Origin of the sequence: Allobosea sp. (assembly GCF_035999205.1) — a bacterium.
In the GTDB taxonomy this organism is placed as follows: Bacteria; Pseudomonadota; Alphaproteobacteria; order Rhizobiales; family Beijerinckiaceae; genus Allobosea.
The window spans coordinates 209,131-230,953 of record NZ_DASYHA010000025.1 but is presented as its reverse complement, the minus strand read 5'-3'; the positions used below and the strand labels follow the sequence as shown (position 1 = coordinate 230,953).

Here is a 21,823-nt window from a genome sequence, read left to right as displayed (position 1 = left end):
AGATACGATATCAGGATCGATGCTTTCGGCCTAGCCTGAATGCGTTCGCGGGGCATGCACTGCCTTGCCTAGCCTTTGGAGCCTGCCATGCCACTGATCCGGATTTCGATGCGCCGCGGCCGCCCGGCCTCCCATCCCGCCGCCATCGTCGACGGCGTCTACCGCGCCCTGCGCGCGACCTTCGAGGTGCCGGAGAACGATCTCTTCGCCGTCGTCCACCAGCACGATGCCGAGGAGTTCGTCTTCGACGCCAACTACTTCGGCTTTCAGCGCTCGGCCGGGTTGGTGATCATTCAGCTCACGGTCGCCAACACCCGCGGCGTCACCCAGAAGAAGGCGCTCTACGCGGCGATCGCCGCGAACCTGCAGAAGGAGCCGGGCCTGAAGCCGGACGACATCTTCATCAGCCTGGTCGAGGTCAAGCGCGAGGACTGGTCCTTCGGCGCCGGCATCGCACAGTATGTGGCGTAGCCGCGGGAGAGGGGCCACGCGCCCTCGCTTGCCTCCTGGTGTTTCGGAAGGACTGGAAACACCTCGGCAATTCGCCCTAACTGCCCTTCATGGAATGGAGCGACGAGGGCACGATCATCGGCGTCCGCAGGCATGGCGAGAGCGCCGTGATCCTGGAGGTGATGACGCGCGACCATGGCCGCCATCTCGGGCTGGTGCGCGGAGGGCGCTCGTCGAAGCAGCAGCCGGTGCTCCAGCCGGGCAATGCCGTCTCGCTGGTGTGGCGGGGCCGGCTCGAGGAGCATCTCGGCGACTACAGGGTTGAGTTGCTGGCCTCCCATGCGGCGAGGCTGATCGAGGCGCCGGTCGCGCTCTATGGGCTCGGCACCGTCTCGGGCCTGCTGCGGCTGCTGCCCGAGCGCGACCCGCATCCGGGGTTGCACGAGGCGCTCGGCGTGCTGATCGAGCATCTCGACGAGCCTGCCCTCGCGCCGGCGCTGGTCGTGCGCTTCGAACTGGCGATGCTCTCCGAGCTCGGCTTCGGGCTCGACCTCGCGCGCTGCGCCGTCACCGGTTCGCCCGATGATCTCACGCATGTCTCGCCGAAATCGGGCAAGGCGGTTAGCCGCAAGCCAGCGGAACCATATCGCGACCGGCTTCTGGCACTACCGCCGTTCCTGAGCGAAGGGCAGGGTGCACGCCAGCCGACGCCGGCTGATCTGCTTGCCGGCTTCGCGCTGACCGGTCATTTCCTGCGCCGTCACGTCTTCGAGCCGCGCGGCGTGGCCGAACCGCCCGAGCGGGCGCGGCTTGTCGAGTTCGCGGCGCGGCCGCCCTTGCCATCTGTAGGCTTGCGATCGGACGGCTTGGCCTCGGAGGCCTGAGCGTTGCGCAGCTCCTGCAGGAGTTCGATCTGGACCTCCTGAATCTCGGCAAGGCGCTGCCATTGCCGGTTGACGAGATGGTCCATCTTTTCGTGCAGATGCCGGATCTCCAGCTCCGCCTTGAGATTGACCTGGTAGTCGTTGCGGGCGCGAGCCCGGTCCTTCGCCTCCTGCCGCTGCTGGCTCATCATGATGACCGGCGCCTGGACCGCTGCGAGGCAGGACAAGGCGAGGTTGAGCAGGATGAAGGGATAGGGGTCGAAGGTCGCGATGGCGACGAGATTGATCATCATCCAGATCAGGATGAAAACGCCGAACGAGATCAGGAAGGCCCAGCTGCCGCCGAAGCTCGCGACATGGTCGGCCAAGCGCTGTCCGAACGTCCGGTCGCGGTCGATGTCGTCGTCGGTGTTGCTGGTGATCAGTTCGGAGCGGGCGAGGCTTTCGGCCACCTGCCGGTCGAGCTCGCTGATCTCGCCGCGCTCGCTCGCCAGCATGTCGCTGACATAGCGCAGGCGATAGGCCGCGATTTGGTCATGGGCGATCAGGGCGTGGGCGGGCAGGTCGGGATGGTCCTGGCGGATCGCATCGGCCAGTGCCGGGCGCAATGCATCGAGCTGGACGAGTTCGCGCCGCGGCACAGGCTTTCCCGTGAGGGAGCAGACGCCCTTGTCCGTGCTGTGATCATGGGTGGTCATGCGACTCTCCGTCGGTGCCGGGCGCGTTCGGGTCGATTGCATGCGGCGATATCGCCCGCCATCGTTCTAGCCGTGCGATTCGCAGCGTGCGATAGAGGCGCGACGAAAATTCGCGTCGACATTTCTGTCGGCGTTTTCTTGGGATGAGCTAGCAATGGGCAAACCGGTCGATCCGCCGCCGGAGGACGAATCCGAGCGCATCGATCTGAAGTCGGCGCTTGAGGAGCGTTATCTCGCCTATGCGCTCTCCACCATCATGCACCGTGCGCTACCGGACGCGCGCGACGGCCTGAAGCCGGTCCACCGTCGCATCCTGCATGCGATGCGGCTGCTGCGGCTCGATCCCGGTCAGGTCCACAAGAAATGCGCCCGCATCGTCGGCGACGTCATCGGTAAGTTCCACCCGCATGGCGACCAGTCGGTCTACGACGCGCTGGTGCGCCTCGCGCAGGATTTCGCGCAGCGTTACCCGTTGGTCGACGGGCAAGGCAATTTCGGCAATATCGACGGCGATAACGCTGCCGCCTATCGCTACACCGAAGCGCGCATGACCGAGGTCGCGCGGCTGCTTCTGGACGGCATCGACGAGGACGCGGTCGATTTCCGCGAGACCTATAACGGCGAGGACGAGGAGCCGATCGTGCTCCCCGCCGCTTTCCCGAACCTGCTCGCCAACGGCTCGCAGGGCATCGCGGTCGGCATGGCGACCTCGATCCCGCCCCACAACGCCGCCGAGCTCTGCGACGCCGCCCTCTACCTGATCCAGCATCCGGAGACCTCCTCCGAGCAGCTGATGACCTTCGTGCAGGGGCCGGATTTCCCGACCGGTGGCGTCATCGTCGAAAGCCGGGCCTCGATGGCCGAGACCTACCGCACCGGGCGCGGCGCCTTCCGCACCCGCGCGCGCTGGGAGGCGGAGGACCTCGGGCGCGGCACCTGGCAGGTCGTCGTCACCGAGATCCCCTACATGGTGCAGAAGGGCCGGTTGATCGAGAAGATCGCCGAACTTCTCAACGACAAGAAGCTGCCGCTGGTCGGCGACATCCGCGACGAGTCGGCGGAGGACATCCGCATCGTCATCGAGCCGCGCGCCCGCAATGTCGATCCGGCACTGATGATGGAATCGCTGTTCCGGCTGACCGAGCTGGAAGCGCGCATCTCGATGAACATGAACGTGCTGACCGGCGGGCTGGTGCCGCGCGTGCTCGGCCTGAACGAGGCCCTGCGCGCCTGGCTCGACCATCGCCGCGACGTGCTGCTGCGCCGCTCGCGCTTCCGCCTCGGCCAGATCGAGAAGCGCCTCGAGATCCTGCGCGGCCTGCTGATCGTCTATCTGGACCTTGATCGCGTCATCAAGATCATCCGCGAGGAGGACGAGCCGAAGATCGAGCTGATGCGCGTCTTCGAGCTGACCGAGATCCAGGCCAATGCCATCCTCGACACCCGTCTGCGTGCCCTGCGTAAGCTCGAGGAGATGCAGCTCAAGACCGAGCTCGCCGACCTCGAGACGGAGAAGGGCCAGATCGAGGAATTGCTGGCATCGGAAACTGTGCAGTGGAAGCTGATCCAGCACGACATCCGCGAGGTGAAGAAGCTCTTCGGGCTCGAGACGGCGATCGGCAAGCGCCGCACCACCTTCTCCGACATGCCCGACACCACCGACATCGACCTGACCCAGGCCATGGTCGAGCGCGAGCCGATTACGGTGGTGATCTCGAAGAAGGGCTGGATCAGGGCGCTTAAGGGCCATGTCCAGGATCAGTCGACGCTCACCTTCAAGGGCGATGACGGGCTGAAGACGGCCTTCTTCAGCGAGACGACGGCGAAGCTCCTGGTGCTGGCCTCGAACGGCAAGGTCTTCACGCTGGAGGCGGCGAAGCTGCCGGGCGGCCGCGGCTTCGGCGATCCGATCCGCCTGATGATTGAGCTGGAGGAAACGGCCGAGATCGTCGCCGCCTTCCCCTACAAGCCGGGCAGCCGCCTGCTGATGGTGACCAGCGACGGGCGCGGCTTCGTAGCGCCCAGCGACGATGTCGTCGCCAATACGCGCAAGGGCCGTCAGGTTCTCAATGTCGAGGCGCCGGTCGTGGCCCTGCTCGCGGCCCCGGCCGATGGCGATCACGTTGCGATCATCGGCGAGAACCGCAAGCTCAACTGCTTCCCGATCTCCGAGGTGGCGGAGATGGGCCGTGGCAAAGGCGTGCGGCTTCAGCGCTACAAGGATGGCGGCGTCTCCGACGCCAAGACCTTCAAGCTCGCCGACGGGCTGACCTGGCTCGACACCTCCGGCCGGACCTGGACGGTCGCGCAGAGCGAGCTGATGGAATGGCTCGGCCATCGCGGCGAATCCGGCCGCCTGCCGCCGAAGGGCTTCCCGAAGAACAACAAGTTCGGGGGCTAGCCGGCTGCGTCCTGCTCGGGCTCGGCCGAGCACCTCTCCAAGGAGAGGTAACCGGTCATGAAATTCTCGGGGCTAGCCCGAGAATGACGCGTGCGATCAGAGACTTGCGCGCAAATGCGGAATCAAACCCGCAAGCGCTTGAATCAACCTCTCAGCGGATCGCCTCGCCGGCGACGCCGACTTCGAGGCCGAGCGTGAGGTTGTTGGTCACAGCCCATTCGACGCCGGCGCGTGCTTCCGGCCGGACCCGGATGTCGTTGCGCGAGAACGGCGTCGACCAGGGCGAGGCGCCGAAGCGCCGGGTCTCGTTGGCCGCCGCCATCCCGACCTTGGTATAGACCAGCACGTCCGGCGTCACGAGCACGCCCGTCTTGATCTGGAACGCGCCGACGAAGTCGCGGCTGTAGGCGACCTGCCCGAACCCCGGCGTGCCATAGCCGCCGAAGGAGCCCGGCATATATTCGAGCGCGCCGACGATGCCATAGATGAAGTTGCCCTCCTGCCGCATCACGCCGGCCTCGAGCCCGAAGGTCGGCCCGGCGCTGGTGCCGAAGTGCTTCGAGCTGGTGACGTTGAAGCCGGTGGAGATCCGGGCGTAGGAGCCGTCCCACCTGACGCCGCCGGGCGCGAGCGTCGGGGACGTCCAGGCGAAGGAGGGCAGAGGGGCGAAGCCGGTGATCGGCAGCCAACTCTGCGCTTGGGCGTCACTCGTAAACAGCGCCGCCGCGCAGAGTGCACCGGAAAGAAGCGGAAATCTCATCTCGAAAGCCATCCTCGCCGCCGGTCCGCGCGTCGCACGGATGCGCCGAACCATGTCAGGCTAGCATGAGGTCGCCCGAATGTCGCGGATTTGTGGCGCGTCGCGATCAGGCGAGTTTGGTCTTGAGTTTCAGGAAGCGCATCGTGCGTTCTGCCACGGCCGGATCGAGCCGCGCATAGTTGCGCAGGTCATCCTCGTTAGAAGGCTTGACGAAGATCAGGCGCCTGGCCCGCAAGGTCAGGACGGCCTCGAAGGCGCCGGCGCCCACACCGAGCGCCCGGCAGGTCACGGCGATGCCGCTGACATCGCGCTGCATCAGCACCCTGAGCGCCTGATCGGTCGTGAGGTTGGCCATCTGCGCGAAGACGAGCGCCAGATGAAAGGCCCGATCCTCCTCGGCGAGCATCGTGACGATCTCGTCCAGCGGACGGGACCCAGCGGCCAGATCGGCCAGCAGCAGCTTGATCTCCAGCCTTTGATGGCGCGCCTGCCGTGCCAGCGACACCGCTTCGGTGTTCGCCTTCGACCAGAGCCCCTTCTCGTCGCTGAGCTGCTCGACGATGCGCATGACGCGTTCTGCCCGGACGGGCGTCAGATCGGAGCGCGTCGACAGGGTCAGGCTGATCTGGCTGTCGTCGCCGCCGCGCTCGATCAGCCGGTCGAAGCCCTTGTCCGACAGGCTCGCGCCCTCATTGGCGCTGACCGTGTGAAGGACCTGGCGGTCGCCGCGCTCGACCAGGATGTCGGTCACGCTCTCGGAGAGGCGGGAGCGTTCGGCGATCGCCACGAGATGGCGCTGCGACTGGCTCACCGCGATGGCCGCGAGGTCGGTGTCGGTCAGCACCGGCGAGAGCTTCAGGACGAGATGCGCGACATCGGCGTCCGGATCCGAGGCCAGCGTCACGGCGACATCGCGCGGCAGTGCCGGGGTCGCGGCGACGCGGTCGGCATAGTCCCGGCGATCGCTGGTTTGGAGGTGAGGCAGCGAGCGCACAGCGATGTCGCCGTAGTGCGCCTGGGATTCCTCGCTGGGAGCCTCGTCCAGCAGAAAGAGGTCGGTGACGGCATTGAGAAGCTGCCGGCGGGAATCCGACGACATCTCTGCGGGCATCCGGGTCAGTTCATCGAACATGAGGCGTTCCAGGCGGACTCGATCAGCCTAGCCTTAGGGTACAGCACTTGCCCGAACCTTAAGGAAGGCGCGCGCATTCCGTTTGAAATCACGAATTCCTTCCGAGCATGCCCGGCTGGCCCGTTAAGCGGCGCATGGCGGGTGGCGGTTCCGGGTCAGGCGACCTTGGCTTTCATGCGAATGAAGCGCATGCCGCGCTCGGCCGCCGTCTGGTCGATCTGGGCGTAGCGCCGCAGATCCTCCTCATGATCCTTGTTCGCGAACATCAGGCGCCGCGAGCGCAAGCCCAGAATTGCCGCGAAGGCCGGAAAGCCGACATCCAGGGCACGGCAGGCCAGCGCAATGCCGCTGACATCCCGGCGCAACAGCGCGCGCAGGGCCTGTTCGACGCCGATGTCCGACGAGCGCGCGATGACCTGTGCGAGATGATAGGCGCGGTCCTCGTTGGCGAGCATGATCAGCACGTCGTCGATCGCGCGCTCCTTCGCCTTCAGGTCCTTCAGCAGCAGGCTCACTTCCAGGCGCTGCTGGCGGGCCTGGCGGACGATGTCGACCGCCTCGCTCTGGGGGCGGGGTTCGAGGTCGTCCTCGCCCAGCTCGACAAGCAGGCGCATGACGCGCTCGGCGCGCCCATCGGTGAGATCTGAACGGATGGCGACGGTGCGCGGGATCGCGGGTTCGTCGCGACCGCGCTCCAGCAGCCGGTCGAACCCTTCCTCGGAAAACTCCGCGCCCTCATTGGCGCCGACGGTCTTCAGCACGCCGTTGTCACCGCGCTCGACCAGGATGTCGGTGATGCTCTCGGACAGCCGCACGCGCTCCGCGATCGCGGCAAGATGATCCTGCGACTGGTTGAGCGCGATGGCGGCAAGGTCGCGATCGGTCAGGACCGGCGACAGGCGCAGAACCAGCCGCGCGACCTCGCTCTCGGGGTCGCCGGCGAGCGCGTTCGCGACGCTGCGCGGCAGGTTCGGCTCCGCCGCGACCTCGTCCGCATAGCCCTGGCGCGCCTCGGCATCGAGATGCGGCAGGGCACGCAGGGCGATCTCGCCATAGTGGTGCTTGGACATGCCGGTCGGCTCAGGATCGTAGAAGAACAGATCCGTGACCGCGTGCAGAAGCCGTCGGCGTGCATCCGACGAGGTCTCCGCGGCGAGTTTGAACAGCGAGTGCAGCATGACGCCCTCCAAGCCTTTCTAATAAGGGCCAGGCTTGCGAGAAGCCGTGGCCAATGTGGCGCAGCGCCGCCGCCACGCAACCATTGTCATGAAATGGTATGAACAAAACCTGTTGCGAATCCGGCCCTGGAGGGGGGCTGCAGGTGCAAAATCCTCGCGGAATGGCATCAGAGCAGGCTTTGCAGGGGTGGGAACCCCATTTTGCCGGCGGAACATGCCCGCCATAGCCTTCGGGTGTTAACACTTTCCGTTCGGCTGCTTCCTGCCGGACAGAAGCTGCGTCAGGATATCGGCTCGAAAGTGAGGCAGCTCTCGAAAAACGCCGATGCAGGAGGGCGCCGGATCATGGCGTCGAACACTCCAGCCGGACCAATGTCCTAGCCCACGCGTTCCCAGCCCTGAGCCAGCAGGCGCTCCTGCGGCAGGAAGCGCTCCTTGTAGGCCATCTTGGGTGAGCCATCGACCCAATAGCCGAGATAGACATAAGGCAGGCGCAGGCGGCGTGCCCGCTCGATATGGTCGAGCACCATGAAGGTGCCGAGCGAGCGTTGCTCCAGCGCCGGATCGAACACCGAATAGACCATCGAGAGCCCGTCGCTCAGCGTGTCCGTCAGCGCCATCGCGAAGAGGTCGCCGCTGCCGCGGCCGGTGAAGCCGCTGTCCGGGCCGCGCCGGCGATACTCGATCAGCGAGGTCTCGACATGGCTGTCCTCGATCATCATCGCGAAATCGAGCGCCGACATCGTTGCCATGCCGCCATCGGGGTGGCGCTCGTCCAGATAGGTCCGGAACAGCGAATAGTGCTCGGAGCGGGGGCGCGGCGGCAGGCTCTCTCCGATCAGGTCGCTGTTGCGCGACAGGACCTTCCTGAAGCCGCGCGACGGGCGGAAATCATCGACCACGACGCGCACCGAGACGCAGGCCCGGCAGGTCTCGCAGGCCGGGCGGTAGGCGATGCTCTGCGACCGCCGGAAACCACCCTGGCTGAGCACATTGTTGAGGTCTCGAGCGCGGGAACCGACCAGATGCGTGAACACCTTCCGCTCCTCGCGCCCGGGCAGGTAGGGGCACGCGGTCGGCGACGTCAGATAAAATTGCGGGGCATCCCGCAACGGGCGCGTCACGTCAGGTTCGCTCCGGAAACGGCTCGGCAAAGCAGTGTACCACCGGCAATTCTGGCAACAAGCGCCGTGGTGCCGGTCGCGGCTCTCGGTTGCGCGAATCGCCGGCCCGCAGGCCGGTTCATCCGAACATCGTCTGCTTGCTGAACCCGAGAATATCGTTTGCGAGCGCGGCCCCGATGCCGAGTGTCATGATGATCAGCCCGATCACGAAGAGGCGCTGCGTACGGTCGTAGCGGGTCACCAGCAACGAATCCCGCCTCAGGAGATTGGAGAACGCCTTGAGCTGCAGGCCGATGCCGGTGGCCAGCAGTACCAGCGGGATGAAATCGACGCGACTCCAGGCGTTCGGATTGGCGGCCCAGCGACTGAGGAAGCTCAGGGAGAAGCCGAGAACAATGCCAACGGCCGTCAGCGAGCCACTGCGGAATGTCGACTCGATCTTCTCGGGTTGCTCCGGATCGCCCGCCATCGGCTTGGTCCGTCTCGCCTCACCTCGCCAGAGAAAGGCAGAAAGCACGGCGCGAGGCAACTGGCCGGGGCGGCGCGACAGGCGCCCGCCGGCGATCAGCGCGGCATGATTCTGCGCCTATCGCCGTTTCGATTCGTCAGGCGCGCACCACCACGAGACCGGTCAGAAGGTCGTGACCGAGACGCCGGTCGCCGCGAACGATGCCGCAGAGGATGTCGAGCAGCCACAGGCCGACCGTGCCGGCTGCGACATAGAAGAGCAGCGCATGCACGGCTGCCGCCAGCCCGTCAGGGCGCCCGCCATTGGCGGTCTCGACGCGGAGCCCGGCCATCCGCATGCCCCAGGTCGCCTGGCGTGGCCCGCCGATGGTCAGCGCCGCATAGCCCAGCGCCGTCGCGACGCCCGCAATCGGGATCAGCATCCAAGCCGCACCGAAGGTGACGATGCCGAGCAGGGCGAGCGCGAACCAGACCAGCGTGCCGAGGATAAAGAGCACGACGACATCGCCAATCCAGGCGAAGATCCGCGAGCCCAGCACGCCGCTGACGTCCTGGACGGGGCGCTCGCCGACCGCGACGATCGGGGGGCGGCTGTAGCGTGTGTCTGTCATCTCTCTCTGGTTCCGTTTCGGAGGCCGGATTGGCCGCCCTCGCGATAATGTCGGTTCAGCGTCCCGGTTCCGCAAGACCGCGCGGCAGGACGCGATGCGGTGCGAAGCCGCTGTCGCGCAGGGCCGCCTCGATCGCCGCCGAATGCGCGCTGCCGCGGGTCTCGACGGTGACGTCGAGCGTCACGCCCTTGGCCGGCACGTCGAGGAACAGCCGGCCATGGCTGACCTCGAGGATGTTGGCGCCGTGGTCGCCGAGCAGGCTGGCGACTTTGCCGAGGAGGCCCGGCCGGTCGCTCGAGGTCAGGCGGAAAGCGACGATCCGGTCCTCGCGCTCGAGCTCGCGCACCATCACTGCGGCCAGCAGGCGCGTGTCGATATTGCCGCCGCAGAGCACGAGGCCGACCTTGCGCCCGGCATAGCGCCCGGGCTCCTGCAGCATGGCCGCCAGCCCGGCCGCCCCGGCCCCTTCTGCCAGACTGTGCTGCAAGCTGGCATAGGCATAGACGGCGCGCTCGATCAGGTCCTCGCCGACCAGCACGATGTCGGAGACCAGGCTGGAGACGATCGGCAGCGTCTGGACGCCGACAGTCTTGACCGCGATGCCCTCGGCCAGCGTCGCCCCGCCGATCGGCATGTCCTCGGCATTGATGGCATTGAAGAAGGAGGGGTAGAGCGCGGCCTCGACGCCGATCAGCTCGATGCCGGGCTTCAGCGCCTTCGCCGCGACGGCGTTGCCGGCCATCAGCCCGCCGCCGCCGAGCGGGATGATCAGGACGTCGAGATCGGGCTCGTCGTCGAGCATCTCGCGGGCGATCGTGCCCTGGCCGGCCATGATCGCCGGATCGTCGTAAGGGTGGACCAGCACGAGCTGCTCCGCCCCCGCGAGTTCGCGCGCCTTCTGGGCCGATTCGTAGAGGGTCTCGCCATGCAGCACGACGCGCGCGCCGTGGGAGCGGGTGTTCTCCACCTTCACCAGCGGCGTCGTCTCCGGCATCACGATCGTCGCTGGGATGCCGAAGCGCCTCGCGTGATAGGCGACGGCCTGGGCATGGTTGCCGGCTGACATCGCGATGACGCCGCGCTCGCGCTCGTCCTCGGTGAGCGTCAGCAGCTTGTTGACGGCTCCGCGCTCCTTGAAGGAGGCTGTCGCCTGCATGTTCTCGTGCTTCACCAGCACGGTCGCGCCCGTCAGCTCGGAGAGCCGCGGCGCCGGCACCAATGGCGTTCGCAGGACATGGCCCTCGATGCGCCGCGCCGCCTCCTCGACATCCGCGGGCGTGATCACGAAAGGCTCGCTCATGGCCAGATTTCCATCGGTCGGGTCTCAGACTTGCCGCGGCGCCAGCGTGCCCTCGCCGAAAAAGCCACCGGGCCGCAGGATGAGCACCACGGCGAGCAGGGCATAGACGGCGATGTCGCGCTGTTCGAGCGGCATCGCCGCCGACCAGAGCACTTCGAACAGCGCGATGCAAAGCCCGCCGAGCGCCGCTCCTCCCGGCGAGCCGATGCCGCCCAGGATCGAGCCGACGAGCGCCTTCAGGCCGAGCGAGAAGCCGCCCGCGAAACCCATTCCGCCATAGACGGCGGTGACGATCACGCCCGCCATGCCGCTCGCCGCGCAGGCGAGGATGAGCGCCTTGTCGTGGACGGCCCGCGCATCGACACCGAACAGGGCGGCGGTGCGCGCATCGTCCGAGACGGCCCGCCATTGCCGGCCATAGGCCGAGCGGGCGATCATGAGGACAAGCCCGAGCGTGACGGAAAAGCCCATGGCGGCCACAGCCAGACCCAGCGGCGTCACGGTGACGATGAATCGGCCCGCCCGCGCCACGCCGATCGGCTCGTTGAAGACCGGCGGCAGCCAGCGCGGACCCGTCCCCTGCGCCAGCCGGAGATATTCCGACAGCGCGATGGCAAGCCCGATCGTCGCGATCAGAATCTGCTGGCCGGGAGCCTGGCGGAGCGGCGCCTGCCGTCCCTGACCGAGCGGGTCGAAGGCATGATCGAGCGGGCCCAGCACGAAACGGCCCATGGCGAAGCCGTGCAGCGCGCAGGCCAGGATCGCCACGACGAAGGCGAAGACCAGCCCCGAGGCCGGCGTCGAGGCTGCCATCGAAACCAGCAGTGCCGCGCCGACCACGGCGGCCATCGCTCCCAGCGCGGCAAACTCGCCAAAGCTCAGGATGATGCGTCCTGTCAGCCCATAGATCAGTGCATAGGCGCAAGCGAGCAGGGCGTAGATCGCCGCCGTTGGCAGCGCGCTCAGCGCCTGCTGGAGGCCATAGGCGAGCCCGGCCGACAGTTCTGGCAGCGCGTCGGAGCGAGCGGCGCCTGGATCAGGCGGCGGTTCCTCGCGATTCTCCAGATAGAAGCGCCGCAGAAGGTAGAAGCTCGCATCGCTCATCGGCTGCCCGTCGCTGGCGATGCCGAGCAGCGCGCCGCGTTGTAGGCTCTGGCCCTCGCCGGCGAAGAGGCAGTCGACACTGCGCCGCCGCGCCGGTCCAGCCTGGTCCCCGGCAACATAGACGATACGCAGCACGTTCGGACGCGGGCCTGCGCCGATCCGTTCGATCGTGATCGGAGTGTCCGGCGCATTCAGGGCGGGAATCGCCTGCCGGCAGAGCCGTTGCTGGTCCGTGTCGAAGCTCTCGCCGCAGGAGGCGAGCGCCAGGACAAGCAGAATCGTCAGCAGGAAAGGGCGCATGCCGCGCGACGGTAGCGCTCGCTCGACGCCTTTGAAATACGCGCCGTCATCCCTGACGCGGCGAAGCGGAGCTCCGGAATCCATCGGAGGGAACTGCGCTCTACGATGGATCCCGAAACCGCGCGGCTTCGCCGCTTGTTCGGGATGACGCGGAGGATGAACCCGCCGCCGGGCCCTCAGCTCTCAGCCTTCGGCCTTGAGCTTCTGCGCCACCTGCGGGGCGAAGTAGGTCAACACGCCATCGGCGCCGGCGCGCTTGAAGGCGGTCAGGCTTTCCATCATCGCGCGGTCGCCGTCGAGCCAGCCATTGCGGGCGGCGGCCACGATCATCGCGTACTCGCCGGACACCTGATAGGCGAATGTCGGCACGCGGAAATGATCCTTCACCCGCGCCACGACGTCGAGATAGGGCAGGCCGGGCTTGATCATGACCATGTCGGCGCCCTCGTCGAGATCGAGCGCGACCTCGGCGATGGCCTCGTCCGAATTGGCCGGGTCCATCTGGTAGGTGCGCTTGTCGCCGACGAGCGTGGCATTGGTGCCGATCGCGTCGCGGAAGGGGCCGTAAAAGGCCGAGGCGTATTTCGCCGCATAGGCCATGATCTGAACGTCCTCATGGCCCGAGGCATCGAGGGCGGACCGGATCGCCGCAACGCGCCCGTCCATCATGTCGGAAGGAGCGATCACGTCGGCCCCGGCATCGGCCAGCGCCAGCGCCTGCTGGACCAGGATCGCGACGCTGGCATCGTTCAGGATGCGCTCGCCCTCCATCACGCCGTCATGGCCATGCGACGTATAGGGGTCGAGCGCGGCGTCGCAGATGATGCCGATCTGCGGCACCTCGGCCTTTATCGCCCGGACGGCCCGACACATCAGGTTGCGCGCGTTCAGCGCTTCCGAGCCGGTCGGGTCGCGCAATGCCTTGTCGACGAAGGGGAAGGGCGCGATCGCGGGAATGCCGAGGGAGGCGGCATGCGTGCTCTGGCGCACCGCTTCGTCGATGTTGAGGCGGTCGACGCCGGGCATCCAGGCGACGGGCGTGCGGGCCTCGCTGGCATCCATCAGGAACAGCGGCCAGATCAGGTCGTCCGTGGACAGCCGCGTCTCGCGCACCAGCCGCCGCGACCATTCCGCCTTACGGTTGCGCCGCATGCGCCGGGTCAGGCCGAGCGAAGGGGTCGCCGTCTCCTGACGTGCCTGCGGCGCAGGGAAAGGCCGCACGTTCCTCGTATCCAATGATGCCTCCGTCGGCCAGATGCTGCCCGGCCGGGCCGGAGCCGTTCCTAGCACATCGGAACGGTTCCAAAATAGGCCTGATGGTCGCATGGCTTGACCCGCCTTAAGTCTGAGCCCGGTCCTCGCGCTGCGTTGACAACCGTCCGCCCCCCGGCCCAGAACCGGATCGTCACCGCAGGAAAAGAAGGCGCATGTCGCAGGATCCCGAGATAATTTGCGAGGTGCGCGGAGCCGCCGGCATGGTCATTCTCGACCGGCCCAAGGCGCTGAACGCGCTCAACCAGCCGATGGTGCGCGAGCTGGCCCGCGCGCTCGCAGCCTGGGAGAACGATCCCCGGGTCGAGCGCGTCGTCGTGACGAGCACGAGCGAGAAGGCCTTCTGCGCCGGCGGCGACATCCGCGCGCTTCACGACCTTGGCAAGGCCGGTCGGCAAAACGAGATGCTCGCCTTCTGGAGCGAGGAGTACATCCTCAACGCTCATATCAAGCGCTACCGCAAGCCCTATGTCGCGCTGATCGACGGCATCGTCATGGGCGGCGGCGTCGGCATATCCCTGCATGGCAGCTACCGAATCGCCGGTGACCGCTACCTCTTCGCCATGCCCGAGGTCGGCATCGGCTTCTTCCCCGATGTCGGTGCGACCCATGCGTTGCCGCGCCTGCCCGGCGCCGCTGGCATCTATCTCGCGCTGACGGGAGACCGCGTCGGCGCGGCCGATGCGCTGGCCGTCGGCCTTGCCACTCATGCCGTGCCGAGTGCCCGCATGGCGGAGTTGGCGGACGCCCTGACGCGGCGCGAGGGACTGGACGATGTTCTGGCCGGCTTCACACGTGATCCGGGTCCGCCGAAGCTCGCGGCCGAGCGCGGGACGATCGCGGAATGCTTCGGCGCGCCGAGCCTGCCGGAGATTCTGGCGCGTCTCGACAACGCCGCGACTGCTGGGAGCGCATTTGCCGCCAAGCTGCGTCAGACGTTGTCCGCGAAGTCGCCGACGAGCGTCGCCATCGCCTTCGAGCAGATGCGTCGCGGTGCCGGGATGGACTTCGCCGAAGCGATGCGCACCGAGTTCCGCATCGTCTCGCGCGTCGCCCATGGCCACGACTTCTATGAGGGCGTGCGGGCCGTCGTCATCGACAAGGATCAAGCGCCGCACTGGCGCCCGGCCTCGATCGATGCGCTCGATCCCGCCGCGATCGAGGCCTACTTCGCGCCGCTCGGCGCTGCCGAACTGGCGCTGGAGGCCTGAGCTTGGGGCGCAGCGGAGATTCTGATGCCCTGCGCGGGGTCCGGAGCGACGACGCTTCCGGCGGCGTCGAGCCCGTCTCGACGCGCTGGCGGACCGTGCTGGTCTGGATGCTGCGCATCCTCTCGGTGCTCTGGCTCGCCAAGGGGCTCCTCGCCTGGGGAGTGATCTTCGGCGTCTGGGGCGACAACCAGCCGCCCTTCGAGGCCAGGCTGCTGAGCTTCCAGGCGATCACGGTCTATTTCGCGGTGATCGACCTCGTCGCCGCCGTCGGGCTGTGGCTGACCTCGACCTGGGGCGGCGTGCTCTGGCTGCTCGCGGCGATCAGCCAGTTGCTGCTCGCCTTCTTCTTCCCGCGCCTGCTGCCGATGACTCCATGGCTCACGGGCGGCTACGTCGCTGCCATCCTGGCCTATTTCCTGGCGACATGGGCGGCGGAAAACGAAGGCTCCTGATCCCGCAGCATCGCTAGACTGCGGCGAGTCACGGTAACAAACGCTTTAGCTTAAGCGTTTCTGGCTTCATCTTGCATTCACCCAAAGGGGTAAATCTCCGATTCATCCTGATATTTAAACTCGTTTTCATCCGTGCCGCCTATGGTGTTTCTCAGAAGCGGATCGGGAGATCAATCCTGACCGGCAGTCAACAGGCGGGATATACCATGAAAGCGAGCGTCAAGACTTCGGTCGTTGAAAGGTCTGAAGAAGCTGATCTGAAGGTCAAGCCTCTCTACCTGGAGTCACTCACTCTCGTCGAGCGGCTGCATCGCCGCCTTCTCGACGTCATCAAGGACGAGTTCGAGCGTCGCGGCCGCGACGACGTCAACAGCGTCCAGGCCCTGCTGCTCTACAACATCGGCGATGCCGAGCTCAGCGCCAGCGAACTGCGGACGCGCGGCTACTATCTCGGGTCGAACGTGTCCTACAACGTCAAGAAGCTGGTCGAGCTCGGCTATCTCCACCACGCTCGCTCGCGGATCGATCGCCGCTCGGTGCGCATCAGCCTCACCGAGAAGGGTGCCGAAGTGCACAATCTCGTGAAGGGCGTCTACGACAAGCATGTCCGCACGGTCGAGCAGATCGGCGGTATCGCGGCCGACGACTTCGAACGGATGAACAATGCCCTGCTGCGCCTGGAGCGCTTCTGGACCGACCAGATCCGCTACAAGCTCTGAATTCGGTCTCCCGGACCGGAATTCGACGCCTCCAGCAGTCAATCGAAGCTCCCGGCTCGCGGCCGGGGGCTTCGCTGTGTTTGCGTTGCAACAGGCGCGGCCAAGCTGCGCCATGCATGCCGCAAGACCTGCCCATGCCCTAAATTCGCCGCTCTCATCACAAGACGTTAACTGTGATACGGCAGCGTCGCCCGGATAGCAGGTCACCCGCGTCGAACGGGTGGCGGTATCCTTGCGGCGCCTGTTTGCGCCCAGGGCGATGGACGAGTTGAAGAGGGAAGCGATGTCGACGAAGAGCCTGACCCGCCGCGAGACAGTTCTGGCGCTGCTTTCGGGCGCTGCTGCAACCACGACTGTGCCGGCCTTCGCCCAGCAGGCGGAATGGCGCCAGAGCTATGATTCCGGCGCGCGCAACGCCGTCGCCCGCTCCCATACGCCGATGATCTCGCCCGAATCGCTGCAGGCCACCGAGCAGGCGATCGTCGCCTATCGCGACCTTGCCGCTCGCGGCGGCTGGCAGCCGGTGCAGCTCGGCGACAAGATGGCCGTCGGTTCACGCGGGCCCGGCGTCGTCGCCCTGCGCCAGCGCCTGATCATCACCGGCGACCTGCCCGCCAGCGCCGGCAACAGCAACGTCTACGATTCCTATGTCGAGGCGGGCGTGCGCAATTTCCAGGCGCGTGTCGGTCTCTCCACCACGGGCGCCATCAACCGCGCCACCGTTGCCGCGCTCAACGTGCCGATCGAGCGGCGCATCCGCCAGCTCGAGACCAATGTGGTCCGGCTGCGCTCGCTTTCAGGCAATCTCGGCCACCGCTATGTCGTCGCCAACATCCCGGCGGCGATGGTCGAGACCGTCGAGAACGGGCAGGTCGCGACGCGCCATGCCGCTGGCGTCGGCAAGATCGACCGCCAGTCGCCGCTGCTGTCGACCAAGATCCCCGAGGTCAACTTCAACCCGACCTGGACCGTGCCGGCCTCCATCATCAAGAAGGACCTCATCCCGAAGATGAGGAAGGAGCCGAGCTACCTGACCGAGAACAAGATCCGGATCATCGGCCCGCAGGGCGAGATCGCGCCCGAGCGCGTCAACTGGAACTCCGACGAGGCGACGCGCTACACCTTCCGGCAGGATCCGGGCGGCGAGTTCAACTCGCTCGGCTTCGTGCGCATCAATATCCCCAGCCCGCACGGCGTCTACATGCACGACACCCCGGCCAAGGGCATCTTCGGCGACGATTTCCGCTTCGTTTCCTCGGGCTGCATGCGCGTCCAGAACGTGCGCGACTACATTGCCTGGCTGCTCAAGGAGACGCCTGGCTGGGATCGCGCCAAGATCGACGAGGTCATCGCCTCGGGCGAGCGCATCAATGCCCGCATCAGCAACCCGGTGCCGTGCTACTGGGTCTATGTCACCGCCTGGGCGACGCCCGATGGCGGCGTGCAGTTCCGCGACGACATCTACAACAAGGATGGTCTCGGCCCCGCGCCGATCGCCGCACTGCAGGCCGAGCAAGACATCTGAGCGCATTCCCAGTTTGCGAGGACGACGAAGCCCGCCGGCGACGGCGGGCTTTTTGCTGCACGCTCATGCCCCAAAAACCGGAATGCAACGGGGGAGCGAGCCGGAACCTCGATCCCGCGATTTGCCGAAGGAACTGATCGCCGGCTGCACCTATCTCCGGATCGTTGAGAAGCGATTGCCGGCATAGATCGCGGTGTAGGGCACCTGGATGTACTCGAAGGTCTTCTGCGCGAGTTTCGCCGGCAGGGTGTCCTTGTGCTTCGACAGGTTCGGCAACGCGCCTTGTCCGAAGAGGACCTCGTTCAGATTCAGGCCGACGCCGACATAGAAGGTTCGCTCGATCGGGTAGCCGAGGGCGCGCTCCTTCTTCTCGAAACCGCGCACATCGAAGCCCGCGTGCAGCTCGACATAGCGGAGCGGCGTACTCTTGAGTGAAGCGAAGCCGCTGCCCTTCAGTGCCATGACGTAGCGCTGGCGTTCATAGGTGGGCAGGAAGCCGCCATCCGCGGTGGTGATGCCTGGGCGCTCGTAATTGGAGGGCGTGTACATCAGCCGCCAGTCGAGCTTCTCGCGCATCCCCGGGATCGTGTTGCGGATCATCGAGAAGGCGGCGCCGACTGCGTTCGCGGCAATGTCTTCGCGCGAGAAGCGGTGCCTGCCGGCGAAGCCGTCCAGCGTCTCGGCGAGCCCCATGATCCCGAAGGCGACCAGGGCGCCCGTGATCTGGGCGCCGGTCGGATCGGCCGCGTTCGCCCGGATCCGGTCGGTTATGAGGTCGGCGATGACGAACGTCGAGAATGCGTGGCCAATCTTGTCCATCCCGCCATGCCGCGTGTTCTTCGCAAAATAGCCTTCCTCGATGAACTTGAAGCCGGAATCGCCCCAGCCCCAGTCTTTGAATCCGATAACCGCCAGGGCGCCTCCGACCGCGGCCAGTTCCCAGCGCACCGACCACAGATGGTCGCCCAGTTGGTTCATCGAGTAAAAGGTCGGTGGCGCCGGGGCAGGCGCCGTGGCGACGGTCCGCCGGTCGGCCAGCGCGGCCGGAGCGGGGGCGGGTGGCTTCGCATGCGGCGTGCGGGCCTTCTTTGCGCGCGAGCCGCGCCGCTCATCCGAGGCTTCGGTGGCCAGCGCCGACGACAGGAAAAGGTCGGGCGCGCCCGGCGGCCCGGCAACAGCGCCGAGACAAGCGAGTGCGGCGACGATGCGCCGCCTTGGTTTCGCTGGAAGCGGGCGCAGGATATCTCTGGCAGGCCAAGGCGGGTATGCAGGCGTCATGCCGGCCACCTCGATGCTCGTCCCTGGCGAAGGCAGTCATAGCTGACGCGCTTTCAGGCGCATCTTTCGTCGAGGGACGTCGCTGGTCCATCTGTCAACAACGGGGAAGTTATCATCTTTACCTGTCTGATGTCGACTGCCGCAACGACATCGATCTGGTCGAGGGCGATGGAACTGGTCTGCGCCTGCACTTGCAGGTCGGTAGATACGTCCTATCACCGCTTTGATTTTTCTACCGAATGCGGGGCTTCGACCTGCCCGCCGCCTGCAGAACTGCGGCGCCGGCGATGGCCGACGCCACCGAGCCGAGCAACACGCCGATCTTCGTCGCCTTGCCGAGCTCCACGGCATCTTCGGGGAAGGCGAGGGCCCCGATGAACAGGCTCATCGTGAAGCCGATGCCGCATAGCAGCGCCACGCCGTAGAGCTGGAGGAAGCTCGTCTTTGCCGGCATGGCCGCGAGACCGGCTTTCACTGCGAGCCATGAGAACCCGAAGACGCCGATCTGCTTGCCGAGGAACAGGCCGAGCGCAATGCCGAGCGGCACCGGCGCGAGCGCACTCGCCGGCGTCATGCCGGTGAAGGACACGCCCGCATTGGCGAAGCCGAAGATCGGCACGATCAGGAAGGCGACCCAGGGGTGCAGGAAGTGTTCGAGTGTATGCAGCGGCGAATGCTCCGGCTCGTCGCTGTCGCTGCCGTCGCCGATCGGGATCGTGAGCGCCAGCGCGACGCCCGCGAGCGTGGCGTGGACACCGGATTTCAGCACGAAGAGCCAGAGCACCGCGCCGAGGCCGAGATAGGCCCAGAGCCGCGTCACGTTCATGCGGTTCAGGACAATCAGCCCGGCGATGCCGGCGCCCGCCAGCGCGAGCATCGGCAGCGACAGGCCCTTGGTGTAGAACAGCGCGATGATGATCACCGCGCCGAGATCGTCGATGATCGCGAGCGCGGTCAGGAAGATCTTGAGCGAGACCGGCACGCGCGAGCCGACCAAGGCGAGCACGCCGAGCGCAAAGGCGATGTCGGTTGCGGTCGGGATTGCCCAACCCTGGAGAGCGACCGGATCGCCACGAGCCATTGCGACATAGATCAGCGCCGGGGCGACCATGCCGCCGAGTGCGGCGATGCCGGGCAGGGCGCGCCGCGACCAGGATGAAAGCTGGCCTTCAATGAACTCGCGCTTGATCTCCAGCCCGACGAGCAGGAAGAACACCGCCATCAGCGCGTCGTTGATCCAGTGCAGCAGGCTCAGCGGCCCGACATAGGTCTCGAGCAGCGAGAAATAGAGTGAGGCCACGGGCGAGTTGGCGATCGCTAGGGCCAGTGCCGCAGCGATCATCAGCAGCACGCCGCCGGCGGCTTCGCTCTTCAGGAACGCGCCGAGAGGCGAGCGCCTGACGAAAAGGTCGTCGTCGCTGTCGTGCTGCATTCCGTCTCCTTGTCCGGCGCGGAGTGGCGGGCCGCCGTTTCTGGCCCGCCCGCGCGCTCATGTCACCCGCTTCTCGCTTGGAATGGGGCGCAGCGAATGCTAGGGGACGCGCGACGGCGGGATCGCGCGCGCGGATTCCGCAAGCTTTCGCAACCGCATGCCATGCCGGATCGCGGGCCTCGCAAGGCACTGCCGATCCCGCGCCGATGGAGCTTCGCCATGAGCCATGACGCCGCCGCTGAAAAGCACCTGTCGAACTCCTTCTTCGGCGCCACCCTGGCGGATGCCGACCCGGAGATCGCCCGCGCCATCGAGCTCGAACTCGGCCGCCAACGCGACGAGATCGAGCTGATCGCCTCGGAGAACATCGTCTCCCGCGCCGTGCTCGAGGCGCAGGGCTCGGTGATGACCAACAAGTATGCCGAGGGCTATCCCGGCCGGCGCTATTATGGCGGCTGCCAGTTCGTCGACATCGCCGAGAAGCTCGCCATCGAGCGCGCCTGCCGCCTGTTCGGCTGCAGCTTCGCCAATGTCCAGCCGAATTCCGGCAGCCAGGCCAACCAGGGCGTCTTCATGGCGCTGATGCAGCCGGGCGACACCTTCATGGGCCTCGACCTCGCCGCCGGCGGGCACCTGACCCATGGCGCGCCGGTCAACCAGTCCGGCAAGTGGTTCAATGTCGTCTCCTACGGCGTCTGCGTCGTCGACCAGATGATCGACTATGACGCGCTCGAGCGCCTCGCCCGCGAGCACAAGCCAAAGGTCATCGTCGCCGGCGGTTCCGCCTATGCCCGCCATTGGGACTTCGCCCGCTTCCGCGCGATCGCCGATGAGGTCGGGGCCTATTTCATGGTCGACATCGCGCATTTCGCCGGCCTCGTCGCTGGCGGCGCGCATCCCTCGCCGTTCCCGCATGCCCATGTCGTCACCACCACGACCCACAAGACCCTGCGCGGTCCGCGCGGCGGCATGATCCTGACCAATGACGAGGCGATCGCCAAGAAGATCAACTCGGCGATCTTCCCGGGCATCCAGGGCGGGCCGCTGATGCACGTCATCGCCGCCAAGGCGGTCTCCTTCCAGGAGGCGCTGCAGCCGGAGTTCAAGACCTACGCCCACGCCGTCGTCGCCAACGCCAAGGCTCTGGCCGAAACGCTGAAGAGCAAGGGCTTCGACCTCGTCACAGGCGGTACCGACAACCACCTGATGCTGGTCGACCTGCGCTCCAAGAAGCTCACCGGCAAGGCGGCCGAGGCCGCGCTCGGGCGCGCCCACATCACCTGCAACAAGAACGGCATCCCCTTCGACCCGGAGAAGCCGATGACCACCTCGGGCATCCGCCTGGGCACGCCTGCTGCGACCTCGCGCGGCTTCGGTGTCGCCGAGTTCAAGAAGGTGGGCGAACTGATCGCCGAAGTTCTGGATGGGCTGGCTGCGAACGGCGAGGAAGGTAACGCCGCCGTGGAGACGGCGGTCAAGGCGAAGGTCAAGGAACTGACCGGACGCTTCCCGATCTACTGATAC

General features: G+C 66.6%; 19 protein-coding genes and 1 pseudogene. 8 read left to right on the top strand and 12 right to left on the bottom strand.

Translation table 11 applies throughout. The annotated features are described in order from the left end of the window. The first annotated feature begins 87 nt into the window (after positions 1–87). Positions 88–471, top strand: coding sequence for a tautomerase family protein (locus tag VGN82_RS16525; protein WP_327528134.1), 384 nt, complete (start codon positions 88–90; stop codon positions 469–471). Between the two features lie 89 nt (positions 472–560). Next, complete coding sequence (recO, locus tag VGN82_RS16520; protein ID WP_327528133.1) at positions 561–1,334, top strand: DNA repair protein RecO; 774 nt, start codon at positions 561–563, stop codon at positions 1,332–1,334. 59 nt (positions 1,335–1,393) lie between these two features. Here recO and VGN82_RS16515 read toward each other — a convergent pair. Next, a pseudogene (locus VGN82_RS16515) lies at positions 1,394–1,831 on the bottom strand (DUF1003 domain-containing protein); the annotation flags it as partial. Between the two features lie 355 nt (positions 1,832–2,186). On the opposite strand from VGN82_RS16515, the gene parC reads away from it, so the two are divergent. Beyond that, complete coding sequence (parC, locus tag VGN82_RS16510) at positions 2,187–4,433, top strand: DNA topoisomerase IV subunit A (protein ID WP_327528132.1); 2,247 nt, start codon at positions 2,187–2,189, stop codon at positions 4,431–4,433. Between the two features lie 151 nt (positions 4,434–4,584). Here parC and VGN82_RS16505 read toward each other — a convergent pair whose 3' ends face one another. The 9 genes from VGN82_RS16505 to hemB form a co-directional block, all read right to left on the bottom strand. Next, positions 4,585–5,193 (bottom strand): outer membrane protein, encoded by a 609-nt coding sequence (locus VGN82_RS16505; RefSeq protein WP_327528131.1) that lies wholly within the window; start codon positions 5,191–5,193, stop codon positions 4,585–4,587. A 106-nt stretch (positions 5,194–5,299) separates the two neighbouring features. Next, complete coding sequence (locus VGN82_RS16500) at positions 5,300–6,325, bottom strand: DUF2336 domain-containing protein (RefSeq protein ID WP_327528130.1); 1,026 nt, start codon at positions 6,323–6,325, stop codon at positions 5,300–5,302. A gap of 155 nt (positions 6,326–6,480) precedes the next feature. Next, the gene (locus VGN82_RS16495) at positions 6,481–7,503 is read right to left on the bottom strand and encodes a DUF2336 domain-containing protein (protein ID WP_327528129.1); all 1,023 of its coding nucleotides are present in this window, start codon (positions 7,501–7,503) and stop codon (positions 6,481–6,483) included. A gap of 377 nt (positions 7,504–7,880) precedes the next feature. Continuing rightward, positions 7,881–8,627: an arginyltransferase gene (locus VGN82_RS16490; RefSeq protein WP_327528128.1), complete on the bottom strand. Its 747-nt coding sequence runs from the start codon at positions 8,625–8,627 to the stop codon at positions 7,881–7,883. Between the two features lie 118 nt (positions 8,628–8,745). Then, the gene (locus VGN82_RS16485) at positions 8,746–9,096 is read right to left on the bottom strand and encodes a hypothetical protein (protein ID WP_327528127.1); all 351 of its coding nucleotides are present in this window, start codon (positions 9,094–9,096) and stop codon (positions 8,746–8,748) included. 136 nt (positions 9,097–9,232) lie between these two features. Next, the gene (locus tag VGN82_RS16480) at positions 9,233–9,706 is read right to left on the bottom strand and encodes an RDD family protein (protein WP_327528126.1); all 474 of its coding nucleotides are present in this window, start codon (positions 9,704–9,706) and stop codon (positions 9,233–9,235) included. A 55-nt stretch (positions 9,707–9,761) separates the two neighbouring features. Then, on the bottom strand, positions 9,762–11,006 hold the full coding sequence (locus tag VGN82_RS16475) for a threonine ammonia-lyase (RefSeq protein ID WP_327528125.1): 1,245 nt from the start codon (positions 11,004–11,006) through the stop codon (positions 9,762–9,764). 24 nt (positions 11,007–11,030) lie between these two features. Beyond that, positions 11,031–12,494, bottom strand: coding sequence for a branched-chain amino acid ABC transporter permease (locus VGN82_RS16470; RefSeq protein WP_327528124.1), 1,464 nt, complete (start codon positions 12,492–12,494; stop codon positions 11,031–11,033). A 99-nt stretch (positions 12,495–12,593) separates the two neighbouring features. Further along, complete coding sequence (gene hemB / locus VGN82_RS16465) at positions 12,594–13,631, bottom strand: porphobilinogen synthase (RefSeq protein WP_327528123.1); 1,038 nt, start codon at positions 13,629–13,631, stop codon at positions 12,594–12,596. A gap of 206 nt (positions 13,632–13,837) precedes the next feature. Between hemB and VGN82_RS16460 the strand changes: the two genes are divergently transcribed. The 4 genes from VGN82_RS16460 to VGN82_RS16445 all read left to right on the top strand — a co-directional run bounded on the left by VGN82_RS16460 (position 13,838) and on the right by VGN82_RS16445 (position 17,589). Next, on the top strand, positions 13,838–14,893 hold the full coding sequence (locus VGN82_RS16460; protein ID WP_327528122.1) for an enoyl-CoA hydratase/isomerase family protein: 1,056 nt from the start codon (positions 13,838–13,840) through the stop codon (positions 14,891–14,893). 2 nt (positions 14,894–14,895) lie between these two features. Then, on the top strand, positions 14,896–15,345 hold the full coding sequence (locus VGN82_RS16455) for a DUF6163 family protein (protein ID WP_327528121.1): 450 nt from the start codon (positions 14,896–14,898) through the stop codon (positions 15,343–15,345). Positions 15,346–15,551: 206 nt separating this feature from the next. After that, the gene (ldtR, locus tag VGN82_RS16450; RefSeq protein WP_305680877.1) at positions 15,552–16,064 is read left to right on the top strand and encodes a transcriptional regulator LdtR; all 513 of its coding nucleotides are present in this window, start codon (positions 15,552–15,554) and stop codon (positions 16,062–16,064) included. A gap of 283 nt (positions 16,065–16,347) precedes the next feature. Beyond that, positions 16,348–17,589 carry a L,D-transpeptidase family protein gene (locus tag VGN82_RS16445; protein WP_327528120.1) on the top strand — a complete coding sequence of 414 codons (1,242 nt, stop codon included), beginning with the start codon at positions 16,348–16,350 and terminating at the stop codon, positions 17,587–17,589. 150 nt (positions 17,590–17,739) lie between these two features. On the opposite strand, the gene VGN82_RS16440 is transcribed toward VGN82_RS16445, so the two are convergent. Continuing rightward, positions 17,740–18,867: a DUF2279 domain-containing protein gene (locus tag VGN82_RS16440; RefSeq protein ID WP_327528119.1), complete on the bottom strand. Its 1,128-nt coding sequence runs from the start codon at positions 18,865–18,867 to the stop codon at positions 17,740–17,742. Between the two features lie 232 nt (positions 18,868–19,099). Further along, a complete protein-coding gene (gene nhaA, locus VGN82_RS16435; RefSeq protein WP_327528118.1) occupies positions 19,100–20,299 on the bottom strand; it encodes a Na+/H+ antiporter NhaA in 1,200 nt (399 codons plus the stop codon). Positions 20,300–20,518: 219 nt separating this feature from the next. Here nhaA and glyA point away from each other — a divergent pair, with 219 nt between their 5' ends. Further along, positions 20,519–21,820, top strand: a complete 1,302-nt coding sequence (gene glyA / locus VGN82_RS16430) for a serine hydroxymethyltransferase (protein WP_327528117.1) — start codon at positions 20,519–20,521, stop codon at positions 21,818–21,820. Positions 21,821–21,823 lie beyond the last annotated feature (3 nt).